The 14,482-nt window shown below is 44.3% G+C and carries 15 protein-coding genes; 8 read left to right on the top strand and 7 right to left on the bottom strand.

Annotated features, from left to right (window positions below; translation table 11 throughout):
• Positions 1-49: 49 nt before the first annotated feature.
• The 7 genes from VEZ01S_RS10110 to VEZ01S_RS10140 all read left to right on the top strand — a co-directional run bounded on the left by VEZ01S_RS10110 (position 50) and on the right by VEZ01S_RS10140 (position 6,439).
• The gene (locus tag VEZ01S_RS10110; RefSeq protein WP_021713946.1) at positions 50-379 is read left to right on the top strand and encodes an HMA2 domain-containing protein; all 330 of its coding nucleotides are present in this window, start codon (positions 50-52) and stop codon (positions 377-379) included.
• Positions 379-1,113, top strand: coding sequence for a hypothetical protein (locus VEZ01S_RS10115; protein WP_021713947.1), 735 nt, complete (start codon positions 379-381; stop codon positions 1,111-1,113). Before VEZ01S_RS10110 ends, VEZ01S_RS10115 begins: the two co-directional genes overlap by 1 nt.
• A gap of 4 nt (positions 1,114-1,117) precedes the next feature.
• Entirely contained in the window at positions 1,118-1,423 is a 306-nt protein-coding gene (locus VEZ01S_RS10120; protein WP_021713948.1) for a magnetosome protein MamC family protein, read from the top strand.
• Positions 1,413-1,715 carry a YtxH domain-containing protein gene (locus VEZ01S_RS10125; RefSeq protein WP_021713949.1) on the top strand — a complete coding sequence of 101 codons (303 nt, stop codon included), beginning with the start codon at positions 1,413-1,415 and terminating at the stop codon, positions 1,713-1,715. The genes VEZ01S_RS10120 and VEZ01S_RS10125 overlap by 11 nt, the downstream gene beginning before the upstream one ends.
• Entirely contained in the window at positions 1,712-3,772 is a 2,061-nt protein-coding gene (locus VEZ01S_RS10130; RefSeq protein WP_021713950.1) for a heavy metal translocating P-type ATPase, read from the top strand. The genes VEZ01S_RS10125 and VEZ01S_RS10130 overlap by 4 nt, the downstream gene beginning before the upstream one ends.
• 199 nt (positions 3,773-3,971) lie before the next feature.
• Positions 3,972-4,541 carry a hypothetical protein gene (locus VEZ01S_RS10135; RefSeq protein ID WP_021713951.1) on the top strand — a complete coding sequence of 190 codons (570 nt, stop codon included), beginning with the start codon at positions 3,972-3,974 and terminating at the stop codon, positions 4,539-4,541.
• A 146-nt stretch (positions 4,542-4,687) separates the two neighbouring features.
• Positions 4,688-6,439 carry a formate--tetrahydrofolate ligase gene (locus VEZ01S_RS10140; RefSeq protein WP_021713952.1) on the top strand — a complete coding sequence of 584 codons (1,752 nt, stop codon included), beginning with the start codon at positions 4,688-4,690 and terminating at the stop codon, positions 6,437-6,439.
• A gap of 91 nt (positions 6,440-6,530) precedes the next feature.
• On the opposite strand, the gene VEZ01S_RS10145 is transcribed toward VEZ01S_RS10140, so the two are convergent.
• Positions 6,531-7,901 (bottom strand): L-serine ammonia-lyase, encoded by a 1,371-nt coding sequence (locus tag VEZ01S_RS10145; protein ID WP_021713953.1) that lies wholly within the window; start codon positions 7,899-7,901, stop codon positions 6,531-6,533.
• A gap of 342 nt (positions 7,902-8,243) precedes the next feature.
• Here VEZ01S_RS10145 and VEZ01S_RS10150 point away from each other — a divergent pair, with 342 nt between their 5' ends.
• On the top strand, positions 8,244-8,771 hold the full coding sequence (locus VEZ01S_RS10150; RefSeq protein ID WP_021713954.1) for an NUDIX hydrolase: 528 nt from the start codon (positions 8,244-8,246) through the stop codon (positions 8,769-8,771).
• Between the two features lie 115 nt (positions 8,772-8,886).
• Here the strand turns inward: VEZ01S_RS10150 and VEZ01S_RS10155 are convergent, their stop codons facing one another.
• From VEZ01S_RS10155 to VEZ01S_RS10180, 6 genes are all read right to left on the bottom strand, one after another.
• Positions 8,887-9,762, bottom strand: a complete 876-nt coding sequence (locus VEZ01S_RS10155; RefSeq protein WP_021713955.1) for an EamA family transporter — start codon at positions 9,760-9,762, stop codon at positions 8,887-8,889.
• A 193-nt stretch (positions 9,763-9,955) separates the two neighbouring features.
• Positions 9,956-11,047 carry a permease gene (locus VEZ01S_RS10160; protein WP_021713956.1) on the bottom strand — a complete coding sequence of 364 codons (1,092 nt, stop codon included), beginning with the start codon at positions 11,045-11,047 and terminating at the stop codon, positions 9,956-9,958.
• Between the two features lie 117 nt (positions 11,048-11,164).
• The gene (locus VEZ01S_RS10165; RefSeq protein ID WP_021713957.1) at positions 11,165-11,473 is read right to left on the bottom strand and encodes an ArsR/SmtB family transcription factor; all 309 of its coding nucleotides are present in this window, start codon (positions 11,471-11,473) and stop codon (positions 11,165-11,167) included.
• Between the two features lie 64 nt (positions 11,474-11,537).
• Positions 11,538-12,203: an HAD family hydrolase gene (locus tag VEZ01S_RS10170; protein ID WP_021713958.1), complete on the bottom strand. Its 666-nt coding sequence runs from the start codon at positions 12,201-12,203 to the stop codon at positions 11,538-11,540.
• Positions 12,204-12,286: 83 nt separating this feature from the next.
• Entirely contained in the window at positions 12,287-13,102 is an 816-nt protein-coding gene (gene phnX, locus VEZ01S_RS10175; RefSeq protein WP_021713959.1) for a phosphonoacetaldehyde hydrolase, read from the bottom strand.
• Complete coding sequence (locus VEZ01S_RS10180) at positions 13,095-14,480, bottom strand: aspartate aminotransferase family protein (protein ID WP_021713960.1); 1,386 nt, start codon at positions 14,478-14,480, stop codon at positions 13,095-13,097. Before VEZ01S_RS10180 ends, phnX begins: the two co-directional genes overlap by 8 nt.
• Between the last annotated feature and the right edge of the window lie 2 nt (positions 14,481-14,482).

Below are 14,482 nucleotides of genomic sequence, written 5' to 3' on the forward strand. Positions count from 1 at the left end.
TTTTATGTAACGATTTGTGTTAATTCTTATAAATCATAGGTTAATGGTTATGGAACAGTACGTTTCAAGGGTATTGAAATTAAGACGATGGGTAAAAATTAGCCATCATATACCTGGTAGAGTGCGACTTAAGTATAAGCTTGGTATCGTCGCACAACTTAGCACCTTTAAAAGCCAAGATATTGAAAAAGCACTTCAGTCAGTACCTGCATTTAAAAACTATCAGCTCAACGCAAAAACAGGAAGCATCCTCATAGAATACGATCCGGTCACAATAGAACCTGATTGGATCGATTTACTCTTTTCCGTTAATGAAGACGATGTAGAAGTGGCTTGCCGCAATATTGCTGAGCGTATAAATAATAGCGGAGATTGTTAATGGAAGATAAGCACCCTTCTTCTGATCCGTATGAAGCGTATTTTCATGCGATGTTAGAAATGCAAAAAGAAATGGCAAAGTCTTATGTTGCTATGCAGCAACAATTGGGTGGAAATATGCCGCCAATGATGCCACCAATGATGCCACCAATGATGTCACCATATATGGCTTCACAATATCCACCCAACATGATGCCACATCAATGTTGTAGCCAGCCGCCGATGCCTATGCAGCAACAGCAGTTTCAACAACCGCCGTCTCCGGCGTCGCAACCTCAGGCACAACAACCACAGCCGCAGGCTACCGAATCTTCAGACACTCATGACGCTCTTTTTGCGCAAGCACAAGTCATGCTGGATGATGCATTAGGTGAAGATGCGGGTACGTTTAATGAAATATTAGGAACTTTTGGTATGAGTGATAAAGAATTTTGGAAAGGCGCAATGATTGGCGCAGCAGCGGCAATGTTATTGGGTAATGAAAATGTTCGAGGCAAACTAATGGGTCTCGTTTCTGGTGCTGGCGACATGCTTAAATCAGGTACTGAAGGTGTGAAGGATACTGCGGTAAATACAGCCTCTTCAGTAAAAGAGAACATCAGCACAAGTAGCGAAATTTTCCGAGATACTGTTTCAGCGGGTAAACAAGGTTTTCAACAGTCTGTAGAGAAGCATAAAGCTGAGACAGAAGTAAAAGAAGAAACGGCTGAACCTGAAGAAACAAAAGAGCTATAAGCCTATGAGTAACTCAACAAATAGATTGAGTTCTGCAAATAGAGCAATGTTGGTCGGTGCTATCGCAGGTGGTAGCACCACCGTTATTCGTCAATGGAACCAACATAAGGAAGGCGCAATCTCAACTAATGAACTGGTTGGAAATGCAGCCAAAACGGCTCTAAAAACAGGAATCGCTTCTGGCGCTACAACGTTTGTCGCAGAGAAAATGGCGGGCCGTCCTGCTTTATCTATGCTGACTATTTTGAGTGTTGGAGCGGCAAGTTTGTATTTATTAGATCAATCATCAGGATCAAAAAATGGCAATTAATCCATTTGCAAGTAGTGCACCAGCAGAGCAATCATCACAAGATGAAGCTGCGCAAAGCGAGACTACTCAATATAAAAACCAAAATACTAAGACTCATTTTGCTATGGGTTTAGCAGCCGGTGCTGCTGTTGCTTACTTACTGACAAATAAGAAATTTAAGCAAGGCGTTGTGACCACAGGTGAGAAAGCATGGTCTAGCGTACGCGGTGAAGTTGAAGAATTAAAAGAACGTTTAGAAGATACTCAAGCTGAACTTGAGTACTACCGTAACCTGCATAAGGGTGAAGAATGAACCCCATTAAACTAAAGCATCACGTCCCAGGACGAATTCGCTTTAAGGTCCCTAAACTAAGACACCATGCTGATATAGGTGCTTGGATTAAAACCAGTTTAATGGCTATTCAAGGAATCTCTCTCGTTCGCGTTAATGAGGCCGCTTGTTCTGTTGTTGTCGAATATGAGACACAATTACTTGACTACAGCATTGTAGAACAAAGGTTATCGCATCTTGATTTTTCAGAAGCAACCACTGAAGAAAGCGAACATGAGTTCACCCGTGGTGATATAGCAATGAATGTCATTGGCACTATATCAGCAGCATTATTACCTCAAAAATGGGGCGCAGTGACCACCGCGACCTTGATTGCACCAACATTACTTGAAGGTGTTAAAGAGCTAAAAGACAAAAACGTATCCGTGGAAGTTTTAGATGCTATCGCAGTGGGGCTTTCTGCTTGGCGTGGTGACTATAAAACGGCGATGATGACCCAAAGCCTAATTAGCCTTGGCGAGTATATGGAGCAGAAAACCAGCCGCAATAGTGATGAACTATTGGCTGACTTAATGCGTCCTAAAGATACCATTGTTTGGCTTGTGCAAGATGGGGTAAGAACGCAAGTTAACTCAAGTACTTTACAAGAAGGTAATGTCATTGAGTTAGCTCCAGGTGTTCTCATCCCTATTGACGGGACTGTGATCAAAGGGACGGCTCTGATCAACCAGTCTTCACTGACGGGTGAAAACGTACCTGTTCGCCGTGAAGAAGGCGCCAAAGTTTATTCTGGCACTCTTGTTCACGAAGGCACCATTCTTGTTCGCGTGGACAAAGTGGGTAGTGAAGCGACCACAGCGCAGATTGCGAAACTGATTTATGACTCTTTGAGTGAAAAAAGTGAAATTCAGCGCGTAACTCAAGATATGGCTGATCGCCGAGTTAAAATCACATTAGGTATTGGCGCTGCTGTATTTGCTCTTACCCAAGATATTAACCGCGTGGCCTCGGTATTCTTAGTGGACTATTCATGTGCACTGAAATTGAGTACCCCTGTGACCTTTAAATCAATAATGTACCGCGCTGCGCAGCAAGGTATTTTATTTAAAGGGGGCAGTGCCATTGAGAAAATGATCGGCATCGATACTTGTGTGTTCGATAAAACCGGTACGCTCACTCATGGTGATATGGAAGTGACAGATGTCATTCCTTTGTGTCCTAGCAAGAATGCACGTGACTTGTTGGCGATTGCTGCATCGGTAGAAGAGCACAGTAATCACCCATTGTCACAAGCAGTAGTCAATGCGGCAAAACACAATGAATTACCTCATATTGAGCATGGTGAAGTCGAGTATGTTATTGCTCACGGCTTAAAAACAACCTTAAATGGCAACCTGCTAGTTATGGGTAGCCGTCACTTCCTTGAGTCGCATGAAAATGTCGATTTCAGTCTTGTTGAGGAGATCATCAAACAGTATGAAGCAGAAGGTCGTCACCTTATTTACATCTCAAATGAGAGTACATTGATAGGGATGATTGGGCTTCGTGACCACTTGCGTGAAGACGCATTGCAGACGTTGACTGATCTTCGCAAACTGGGTGTTAATGAGTTAATCATGATCACAGGTGACAGTACGTATAAAGCTCAGATTCTAGCGGATGAATTACAGCTTGATCGTATGTACGCTCAAACCGTACCTTCTGAAAAGTCATCGATCATCGAATCGTTGCAACAAGAAGGTAAAAAGGTCATGTTCATTGGTGATGGTGTGAATGACGCGCCGGCTTTAACCGCAGCTGATGTTGGTGTTGCCATGTGCCGTGGAACGGAACTGGCAAGGCAAGTAGCGGATATTGTGTTGCTAAAAGATGGACTTTACGGAGTCGTTGAAGCGAGAGAGCTGGCAAATATTGCAATGCGAGTGATCCATTCTAACATCAAACTAGCAGAGTACATTAACAGTGGCATCATGTTAGCCGCGGCGTTAGGTTATTTGAACCCGACCTTAAGTGCGCTACTGCACAATGGCACAACCCTTTCTATTTTAGGGCGTTCTGCCGCACTGCGTCGCGCTTAGAAGCGATGATAGAGAATAAAGGCAAAAGTTGGGTTTTCCACACTTTTGCCTTTTTTTATGCCCACGAATATCAAAAATTCCTGCCTTGTTCTCGAGCATTTTTCCTGCGCTATTTCTGATCACTTACTTAGTGTGATTGGTATTAGATATTGCAAAATAGATAAGGTATGGTTACCTTTTCTCAGTCATTTGATATCTCATGCCTTCCGATAACGCTCTATTTACTACGATGCAAAGCATTGGCTTTGCTGTTCCTAAAGATCAGGCAGGCATTGCTTGTGACGCGTCACACTTAAACGCCTTGTGCGAGAGGCTACTGCCCTTGTATCAACGCTCAAAAACTCAATATCCACAGCATACAGATCAGCAACTATTGTTAGGTTTATTGACCTTACACCGTGAAAAGCAGCTACAACAACTACGTTCTCAGCACTCCAGCTTATTGGCAATGCAACAAGTGATTGATGATTCTCTTGAGAATGAACATGCAAATTGCTTCAAGTCTCCTTTAATTATCGACATTTGGTTGAGTATGCACTTATGGCTTTTTGTACAAGGGCAGATGAAGATTGATTACTCTTTGGCATGTGATTACGCCACTGAAACGAGTGATCTTTTAGTCCCATTTTTACCGTTATCAGCTAACCAGCTTCGCAGTGATTGGCTTAAATCTTATTATGAAGGTAAAGAGACGATGCAAGCACTATCTAAACAAAATCGTGGGATAGGGTATTGGGTTAGACGTGTATTAAAAAAAAGTAATCAGTGATGATAAACTCTGTTAGTTAACGGTTTTTGCAAAATGAAATTTACCGTTTATTCAAGTAACGCAAACGTTTGCTCTTTACTTATCCTAAAAATTCTTTAAGATTTGCGCCCATATCAGATTGTCTTTTTATCCCTCCAGAGGACCATATGCTGTCGGACATTGAAATCTCACGCTCTACCCCTTTACGCCCCATTTCAGATGTCGCAACCGCTATAGGGTTGCACAGCGACGAGATTCAAACTCACGGTCAACATAAAGCAAAAATTAGCCTCAAAGCTTTAAAACGTCTTGAAAACAAAAAGACGGGTAAATTGATCGTTGTTACTGCCATTACTCCAACGCCACTGGGCGAGGGGAAAACGGTGACTGCCATTGGACTTGCGCAAGGTTTATTCAAAGTAGGTCAGTCCGTCATGACCTGTATTCGTCAACCTTCTATGGGGCCTGTATTTGGCGTCAAAGGTGGCGCAGCAGGTGGCGGTTATTCTCAAGTCGCGCCTATGGAAGAGCTAAACTTGCACCTGACTGGCGATATTCACGCCGTTACGGTTGCGCATAACCTAGCGTCTGCGGCTATTGATGCCCGTATTTATCACGAGCAGCGCAAAGGCTATGACGATTTTGAAGCTCGCACAGGGCTTAGCGCATTGCGCATTGATACTGACTCTATCGTTTGGAAACGCGTTATTGACCACAACGATCGCGCATTGCGTAAAGTGACAGTAGGTATTAATGATGAAGGCAAAACCATTAACGGCTATGAGCGTGAAGATGGTTTTGATATTTCAGCGGCTTCAGAGCTAATGGCAGTGCTGGCACTGGCGAGCGATCTTAAAGATTTGCGCCAGCGCATTGGTAAGATTGTTGTCGGTTACAACCTTGAAGGTAAAGCGGTGACAACTGAAGACCTTGGTGTTGCCGGAGCAATGACAGTGAGCATGCGTGAGGCGATTGAGCCAACGATGATGCAGACTTTAGAAGGCATTCCAACACTGATTCATGCTGGACCATTTGCCAATATTGCGCACGGTAACTCTTCAATTATTGCGGATAATATTGCCACCAAATTGGCTGACTTTACTGTCACTGAAGGCGGTTTTGGTTCGGATATGGGCTTTGAAAAAGCCTGTAATATCAAAGCGCAAGCCTCTAATAAAGCGCCTGATTGCGCGGTGATTGTCGCTACCTTACGTGGATTAAAAGCAAACTCAGGGTTATACAGTTTAAAACCGGGTCAACCGATCCCTGACAGCATGTATGAAAAAGACAGCGCGGCATTAGAAGCCGGTTTTGCGAACTTAAAATGGCATATTGAAAACGTGACTAAGTATGGCGTTCCTGCCGTAGTTGCGATTAACCGTTTCCCGCAAGATACCGATGAAGAGTTGCAACAGCTGAAGAACATGGTTGAGGCACTGCCGTACTCGGTGGAAGTCGCCGTATGTGAAGCCTTTGCGAAAGGTGGCGCTGGCGCGGTTGAGCTTGCCAATAAAGTGGTTGAGCAGTGCCATAACACTCCGGCGCAATTTACTCCTTTGTATCGCATGAATCAGCCTCTTGAAGAGAAAATCATGGCGGTGAGTGAAATTGGCTACGGCGCGGCGTCTGTTACCTTGAGTGACAAGGCGAAATCGCAATTGGCTCAATATAAAGCCTTGGGTTTTGATAACTTAGCCATCTGTATGGCAAAAACGCCTATGTCTATTTCAACCGATGGTTCAGTGAAAGGCGCACCGTCACAGTTTGATGTGCCGATTCGTGAGCTTCGACTTTGCGCCGGTGCAGGCTTTATCTACGCGCTGTGTGGCAACGTAATGACCATGCCGGGGCTTCCTGATAAGCCAGCCTTTATGAATCTTGATATTGATGAAGATGGTAATATTACTGGTCTTAGCTAAATTTTCAGCGTTCGCTTAGAGCAAACATTAAAAAGGCATACTCTATACAGGTATGCCTTTTCTATTTGGTTTTTACTAGGTGATTGACTTGTTACTCACAAGGCGGCGCAAGATGAATCATTGCCAAGCCCCCTAATGAGGTTTCTCGGTATTTCTTGTTCATGTCTTTACCGGTTTGATACATGGTGTCGATGACATCATCTAGCGAAATCAAACACTTACTAGAGCGTCTTAATGCCATACGTGAGGCGTTAATCGCTTTCATTGCGCCCATAGCATTGCGCTCGATACACGGCACTTGTACTAGCCCGCCAATCGGATCGCAAGTCATGCCTAATGAGTGTTCCATGGCAATTTCTGCCGCAATACAAATTTGCTCATTACTGCCACCGCGAAGGGCGGTTAATCCAGCCGCCGCCATGGAAGATGACACTCCCACTTCGCCCTGACAACCCACTTCTGCGCCAGAAATAGAAGCGTTGGTTTTGTACAAAATACCAATCGCGCCAGACACCGCCATAAAATCTTTAAGCTGTTTAGTGTCGAGCTGTTTGATAAAGCGATGGTAATACATCAGTACCGCAGGAATAACGCCAGCCGCACCGTTAGTCGGTGAGGTGACCACTTGACCGCCAGCGGCGTTTTCTTCACTTACGGCAAAGGCAAACAGGTTGATCCAGTCAAGGATTTCCATTGGGTCATTTTCTACAAGAGCATTTGCTTCTAGCTTTTTCAATAAGTTAGGCGCGCGGCGCGTGACGTTTAATCCGCCATCTAAAATACCTTCGGTCTCAAAACCGCGCTCCATGCACAAACGCATTACTTTCCAAATCTGATCGGCTTTGGCATCAATTGCCGACATGTCTTGGAATACTTGTTCATTGCGCAGAATCATGCCGCCAAGGCTGAGGCCATTCTTTTCTGCTTGTGCCAGCATTTGTTCGGCGCTATTGAAAGGGAATGGCACATCAACATCAGAGGATTTTTTGCCTTGTTGCAGCTCTTTTTCCGTGGCAATAAATCCGCCGCCAATGGAATAGTAAGTCTCAAAACCAATGCGAGAGTGTTGCTCATCGAATGCCGAAATAGTCATGCCATTTTCATGTAATGACAGATTGTTGCTGTGGAATAAAATGTCTTTATCGTAATCAAAATCAATCACATGGTGATTGGCGATGTTGAGCTTTCCATCCTCAATTGCACTGTGCATTTGCGCATTGGCGCTAGCGATTTTGATGGTATCGGGGCGGTTTCCCAACAAACCTAAAATAGAAGCGCGATCAGTGTGGTGACCTTTACCCGTTAATGACAGTGAGCCGTATAAATCAATTTGAATGCGCGCGACTTGTGCCACATTTTGCTGAATAAGTTGCGTAAAGTAATAGCCTGCTAACATTGGGCCGTTAGTATGCGAACTAGAAGGACCGACACCTATTTTGTAGATATCAAAAATTGAGTACATAATTTTTACCTATTACAACATATTGGCTCATTGCCAATTAGGAATAACAAAACACAGTGCGAAAAACATTGTCGCATGACAAGATGCTGATTATAGGCTCGCGAGTCTGTGTTTCTGTTGTTTGATGAAGTCCTTTTACTGCGGAATATAGTGTTCCTATGAAGCGCCAATTTTGGCTTCAACACCAGACAAACTAGTCTAGGCCATCTAGGATGATTAATCCTTTCAGTATGGCTGATATCAATGCTTATATCACTAAGTATACTGCCAAATGTCATGCTTTCCTTTTTCTATCAATGATAAAGTGACAGAAGTTAATATTTTTATCTAAGGTTTTAGAAGATGCTTTATTGTCCTGCGTGTGGGGCGCAACGTTTAGCCGTTCACGATAACCAATTTATTTGCAGTGATTGTGACTTCACTTTCTTTCAAAATATGGCCGCCGCGGTGATGGCGGCGGTGATAAAGCAAGACTCACAACAGCACACTCAGTTGTTGGTTGCTACTCGCTCGCGCGATCCCGGTAAAGGGCTATGGGATTTACCGGGTGGATTTGTTGATCCCGATGAAAGCGCGGAGTTTGCATTGCACAGAGAGTTAAAAGAAGAAATTGGCGCAGAGCTCGCCTCGGCGCAATATTTAACGTCTTTTCCTAATACTTACCCTTATAAAAATGTCACCTATAAAACCTGCGATATGGTGTTTATCGTGACATTGGCCGACGGTGCCGAGGTTGTGGCTAATGATGATGTTGAAAGTTTGCAGTGGTTGCCGTTAGCAGAGATAGATCTGTCTCAGTTTGCGTTTGAGTCGACCAAGCGGGCGGTGTCTGCGGTGCAAGATAAATTACTTGCCAGTGAAAGGGCGTAGTAGTCCAAAACTCAAGTGATTCAATTGCGTCATTGAAAGGGATGCGCTAAATCTTGCCTCAAGCATGTAGCGCATCTTTTTTATGAGCGATAACAGTATTCGCAATAACAGCGAGCTACTGCCACATCACCAATACCGCCGCGCAGGCGACCAACACTAGTGCGAAGATATCCTTTTTTGGAATGCTTTCTTTAAGATAAAAGTACGACACAAGCATAGTGAAGAAAATCTCCACTTGTCCCAATGTTTTTACGTAAGGCACGGTTTGCAACGACATGGCGCTAAACCAACCAAAAGAGCCTATAAAACTGGCTAAGCTAGTCATGACCACAAGTTTAGGTTTGCTAAACATCTGTTTGAGTGTATTACGGTCTTTTATGAGTAAGTAGCCTGTCAACAAAAGGGTTTGTAGCAAGATAACAATGAACAGCACCCATGCTGCGCGATGTGGAAATGGCAAACTTAGACTTAAACTTGCCTCTCTTATCCATAATGACGTCAGTGCGAATGCGGTGCTACAGGCTAAACCTAATGCCGCTGTATTAAGCGAAATACCCCGAAATCCTTTCGGGCAACTGAGGATCAAAACCGCGATACCGCCCAGCAAAACTCCCACCCAACCTAAAAAGGTCAAGCTAGTGCCAAAAAACAGTACCCCTAGAAACGCCGCAACAGGCGCTTCTGATTTTGCCAGTCCTGCGCCAATCGCAAAGTTGTTTTGTTTAAACAACAGTACCATTAACGCGGTGGCGACAATTTGCATGATGGCCGCCGCAATTAGGAAAAACCACGAATAACCGGTAAAGGTTGGCATAGCGGCGGGTTGCCATTGATAGAGGGCGATTAAATACAATAAGGCGAGGGGGCTTGCCCATAGAAAGCGTGCCAGTGTAACGCCACTGACATTTAGGGTTTTACTCAATTGGTTTTGAAAAGCGTTGCGCCATGATTGGCTAAAAGCGGCCAAAAAGGTGAAAAAGATCCAGCTCACGTTCGTCCTTAGAATGAGTCTTTAATAGAGTGAACTATCCTACAGACACAAAGCGTTAAACCATAGGTTTTTATCTATTCCTCCTGTTTTATATGCGGTAATCTTGAATGCAGTAACTTTGTATACGGTAATCTTGCATATATAGCTTGGTGTAGTCAGCTACTGACGGTCACACCAAGCAGACTAAACTCATTTAAAACATGAAGTTATATAGATAACCTGCGCCCATTGCCATTCCTAAAATCACCACTAAAAAGGCCGCAATTAATGGGTTCTTAAATATAGATTTAAGCAAAATAACCTCGGTTAAACTTGCGCCTGCACTGCCAATAATTAATGCCATTACTGACCCTAGTGCCATGCCTTTTTGCACCAATGCCGCACTTAAAGGAATCACGGCTTCTGCGCGAATATAAAGGGGAATACCAATAATGGCGGCAATAGGAATGGCGTACCACACTTTGTCACCGGCGTATTTTGCAATTAGGTCGGTTGGGATGAAGCCATAAATGAATGAACCAATCAAAATACCGACCAAAAGGTAAGGAAGTACTTGCTTAAAGTCTTTCCAAGTGGATGCCCAAATACGAACCCAGCGGCTTGGCTCTGTTTTTTGTAGTGAAACCGTACCATCACAGTTGGTGTTTAATTGCAGTGTTGGTTCTGGTTGTTGTGTTTTATCGGCATTTGCCGTGCCTGAAGTACAGCAAGAAGTACTCGCTATCTTTGATTTATTAGGTTCATTAGGTACATTAGATTCACCACAACTTTCACTACTGCTCTCAGCACAGGTATTTGTTGCAGAGCAAGAGGTTTGCGCACTGTCTGCTTGGTAAGCTTCTTGGCGTACATACTTTTCAAAACCCAACTTTTCCAGTACATACCCTGATACCACGGACACTAACATAGCAATGGCAAAATAAAATATCGCCACTTTAAAGCCAAAGGTGACCACAAATAAGCCAATAATGACGGGGTTGAGTAACGGGCTGGCGAATAGAAATACCATCATAGGCCCAAACCCTGCGCGAGCTCTTAGTAAACCTTTTAAGAAGGGAATGGTTGAGCAAGAACAAAACGGCGTTATCGAGCCTAAAAGAGCGGCAACAAAGTATCCTCGTCCATTTTTTGAGCTCAGGATCGATTGGATCTTTTGCGGTGTAATGAATTCTTGTAGTACTCCTACCAAATAACTAATGGCAAGAAATAAAAGGGTCAGTTCTGCGGCCAAAAATAGGAACATGTGTCCTGCTTCTTGCGCCATGCTTAATAATTGGTTGTTCATGGTGTTGCTCTCTATATTTCGATAAAATTGGAATTATAGAAATATGAGTCGCTATTACAAGTGTTTATTTCTACAAAAGTCGAAATATAAGGTAATGCATTGAATTATAGTGAAATTTTATTTTGATTCGCTGAGGCAATATTCGTCTAGACAGCATTCGTCTTGTAGGAAATCGATAACCTGTTGCAGGTTTTCGTACTGAGCAATGCAAAATAAGGTGCGACCTTCACGTCTTTGAGAAAGCAATCCGGCAGAAGATAAGTTGGAAATATGATGAGAGAGCGTAGAGCTAGGGATATTCAATTGTTGCTGAATATCGCCAACAGGCACACCTTGATGACCGGCTTTTACCGTCAATTTATAAATACTGAGACGTGTGGGATGACCAAGTTCTTTTAGTGCTTTGGCGACGTATTCTAGTTGCATGCTTCTCTCCTGATAATAATTCCATGCTAGTGGAACTATCTAGGTGAAGCAAGCATGCATTGCCTTATAGAGCCCAGTTTAGTGCTGGCCAGCCGTTGATGTGCGCGGCTACGGCAAGTTGTGGGCAAGGGTTGACCACAAATGTGCTATCGGCACGTAAACACATGGGTTTATCGTTAATAGAATCGGAATAAAACACGATGTGATGCTCTTTATAGCTAGGATGCAGTTCTAGCCATTGCTCTAAGCAGGTGACTTTCCCTTCGCGATAAGTCGCAATGCCTTTAATTTGGCTTTGCAGGTAAGAATGATTGCTTTCCAGTTGAATGCCGTAGGCGTGCTTTATACCTAGCATTTTGGCAATCGCTTGCACCAGATAATCAACGGTGGCTGAGATAAGCACCACAGTCGTGTTTGACTGCTGTAAATTATCCAGCAGATCTTTGGCCTGTGGAAAAACCAAAGGCGCAATGCATTGCTGAGTAAAGTTATCGGCGAGCACAGCCAGATCAGCGTGTTTGATCTTGGTCAGTGGCGCAGTGGCAAAATCTAAATATTGCTGCATATCCAGTTTGCCTTTGGCATATAAGCTCATCAATCTTTGGTCTTCGGCTAAAAAATCAGGGTCTTGAATGATGGCATGTTCGACTAGATATTGATGCCAGAGCATAGCGCTGTCTCCATCGATAAGTGTATCGTCTAGATCAAAAACGTATAGAGACTGAGTCACTGTGTATCCTTTTTTAAAAATGAGGTCTTCGGGGGGAGAAGGCGTCGCGCGCAGCAGCGGACGCCTTATTTGTGCTTACTAATTTAAGGGCGTTCGCCAGCGGCTAGTCGGCGCTCGATGTCAGCGACAACTTCTGGAAAGTCTGCAATAGTATCAATCAGATAGTGAGGCTGACTTTTTTCAAGCTTAACTTTGGCTTTTTGGCGAGCTAGAGCAAGAGTTTCTTCATTTGCATTAAGGTATTGCTCTAAAGTAAGACCTGCTTCATTACCAGAAAGTAGCAGTCCTACTGTCCACATACCGGCGTTATTGCCTTCGTCGATCCCCGGCGCGGCATCATCGACTTTAATGCATTGACGCACATCAGTAACGCCCAGTTCAATGACGTTTTGCAGTGCCATAAATGGAGCAGGGCGTCCGCCTTGTGGTAAATCATCAGTAGCGATCACGCAATCAGGATGATAACCATAATCTTTGGCTGAATTGACCAGTATATCCATCACTTGTCGAGGGTAACCCGAACACGAACCAATCTTAATACCTTTTTGTTTCAATGCGTTGACAACTTCTAACGCATGAGGAATAGGCTCTGCATGATCGGCAACTTTCGCTTTTTGCAGTGGCATAAAGGTTTGGTAGATGCGATCAATATCTTCGCTACACATGGCACTGCCAAAACGTTCAATCCAACGTAGCTTAACCGATGGAATGCGCCCAACAGCTTGGATATGATCCCACTTACCTAGACCCATTGGCTCTCTGGCTTCATCAAGAGATAATTCGAAATCGAATTCACGCTTGAACGCTTCAACAAAAATACTGGTAGGGGCAAATGAGCCAAAATCGACAATGGTTCCCGCCCAATCGAAGATGACAGCTTGAACAGTTGAATTAGACATAGTTAAAGTCCTTAGATACTTTTTTAATGGCATTTTCGAAGAGGGTTAACGCTTCGGTAAGTTGTTCTCGAGTAATGATTAAAGGCGGGCTCAGTTGAATAACATTGCCTTGTGATACTTTGAAGCTCAAACCATTATTGAGGCATTGGTAAAGCACCGCTTCAGCCTCATCAAAGGCTCTTTGTTTGGTGATAGGGTCACACACTAGTTCAACGCCCCATAACAGGCCGATGCCTCGCACATCGCCAATTAGAGCATAGGTTTGTTGCATTCTTTCTAGTTCGCGCTGCATAAATTGCGCATCTTGACGCACTTTTGGTAGTAGGGCTTGTTGCTCAATTTCATTGATAGTGGCAAGCGCCGCGGCACATCCCAGAGGGCTTTTCTCATGGGTGTAGTGCCCTAAAGAGACCTTAGCTGCCGTGTTGTACTTATCTTGAGTGACCATAGCGGCAATAGGTACAACGCCGCCGCCAAAGCCTTTCCCGATACATAAAATATCCGGTTCAATGTCGTACGCTTGGTAGGTAAACCATTCGCCACAGCGGCCCATACCATTGGGGATATCATCGATAATCAGCATCACGTTGTATTTGTCACAGATTTCTCTGACGCGCTTCCAATACGCCTTGCTGGGTACTTGTACGTCGGTATTGCGCACCGCTTCAGCGATAAAAGCGCCTACGCCGCCTTCTTTTTCAATCACATATTCAAGGTAGTCTGCATAGTGCACATCACTGCCGTCAGGCGAGGGCAGTGCGCCGCGATAACTTACCGCTGGTGGAATGCGTTCAACGCCCGCCATTAAAGGCCCCATGCCTTCTCTAAAGCAGGCTTCTCCGCCAACCGAAATCGCGTCTAATGAAGCGCCATGAAAAGAATCCCATAGCGAAACCACTTTGTAGTTTTTAGTTACGTGACGGGCAAGTTTCAACGCCATACCAATGACGGAGGTGCCACCGGGAGCAAACAGCACTCGGTCTAGGTTTCCACCACAAATTTGGGTCAGTTTTTCCGCGCACTCAATAGCCGTCGAGTGGGTGAAGCGTCGCGGGGCAAATGGCAGTTGTTGTAGCTGCGTTTGAATAGCATCAATCACCGCTGGATGACCATGACCTAATTGATGAACATTATTACCATGAAAGTCCATATATTGCTTGCCTTGCGCATCTTCAATATAGATGCCTTTCGCGCCAACTAATGCATCCAAACAAGGCGTCGACATGGCCTGATGCAGAAATACTTGGCTGTCACGTGCCAGTAATTCATCGGTGCGTGCGTGTTGTAAACCTCTATTCCACTGCTCACGGGCATCTGTGGTATTGATATCTCCCTCACTTCTAAAATGCGAGGATGGCGCATCAGTAAACGTCGTCATGA

Source organism: Vibrio ezurae NBRC 102218 (assembly GCF_000467185.1).
Taxonomy (GTDB): domain Bacteria; phylum Pseudomonadota; class Gammaproteobacteria; order Enterobacterales; family Vibrionaceae; genus Vibrio; species Vibrio ezurae.

Excerpts from the sequence above, each read along its gene's own strand:
- VEZ01S_RS10110 (WP_021713946.1), top strand. The coding sequence starts at position 50 with ATGGAACAGTACGTTTCAAGGGTATTGAAATTAAGACGATGGGTAAAA.
- VEZ01S_RS10115 (WP_021713947.1), top strand. The coding sequence starts at position 379 with ATGGAAGATAAGCACCCTTCTTCTGATCCGTATGAAGCGTATTTTCAT.
- VEZ01S_RS10120 (WP_021713948.1), top strand. The coding sequence starts at position 1,118 with ATGAGTAACTCAACAAATAGATTGAGTTCTGCAAATAGAGCAATGTTG.
- VEZ01S_RS10125 (WP_021713949.1), top strand. The coding sequence starts at position 1,413 with ATGGCAATTAATCCATTTGCAAGTAGTGCACCAGCAGAGCAATCATCA.
- VEZ01S_RS10130 (WP_021713950.1), top strand. The coding sequence starts at position 1,712 with ATGAACCCCATTAAACTAAAGCATCACGTCCCAGGACGAATTCGCTTT.
- VEZ01S_RS10135 (WP_021713951.1), top strand. The coding sequence starts at position 3,972 with ATGCCTTCCGATAACGCTCTATTTACTACGATGCAAAGCATTGGCTTT.
- VEZ01S_RS10140 (WP_021713952.1), top strand. The coding sequence starts at position 4,688 with ATGCTGTCGGACATTGAAATCTCACGCTCTACCCCTTTACGCCCCATT.
- VEZ01S_RS10145 (WP_021713953.1), bottom strand. The coding sequence starts at position 7,901 with ATGTACTCAATTTTTGATATCTACAAAATAGGTGTCGGTCCTTCTAGT.
- VEZ01S_RS10150 (WP_021713954.1), top strand. The coding sequence starts at position 8,244 with ATGCTTTATTGTCCTGCGTGTGGGGCGCAACGTTTAGCCGTTCACGAT.
- VEZ01S_RS10160 (WP_021713956.1), bottom strand. The coding sequence starts at position 11,047 with ATGAACAACCAATTATTAAGCATGGCGCAAGAAGCAGGACACATGTTC.
- VEZ01S_RS10165 (WP_021713957.1), bottom strand. The coding sequence starts at position 11,473 with ATGCAACTAGAATACGTCGCCAAAGCACTAAAAGAACTTGGTCATCCC.
- phnX (WP_021713959.1), bottom strand. The coding sequence starts at position 13,102 with ATGTCTAATTCAACTGTTCAAGCTGTCATCTTCGATTGGGCGGGAACC.
- VEZ01S_RS10180 (WP_021713960.1), bottom strand. The coding sequence starts at position 14,480 with ATGACGACGTTTACTGATGCGCCATCCTCGCATTTTAGAAGTGAGGGA.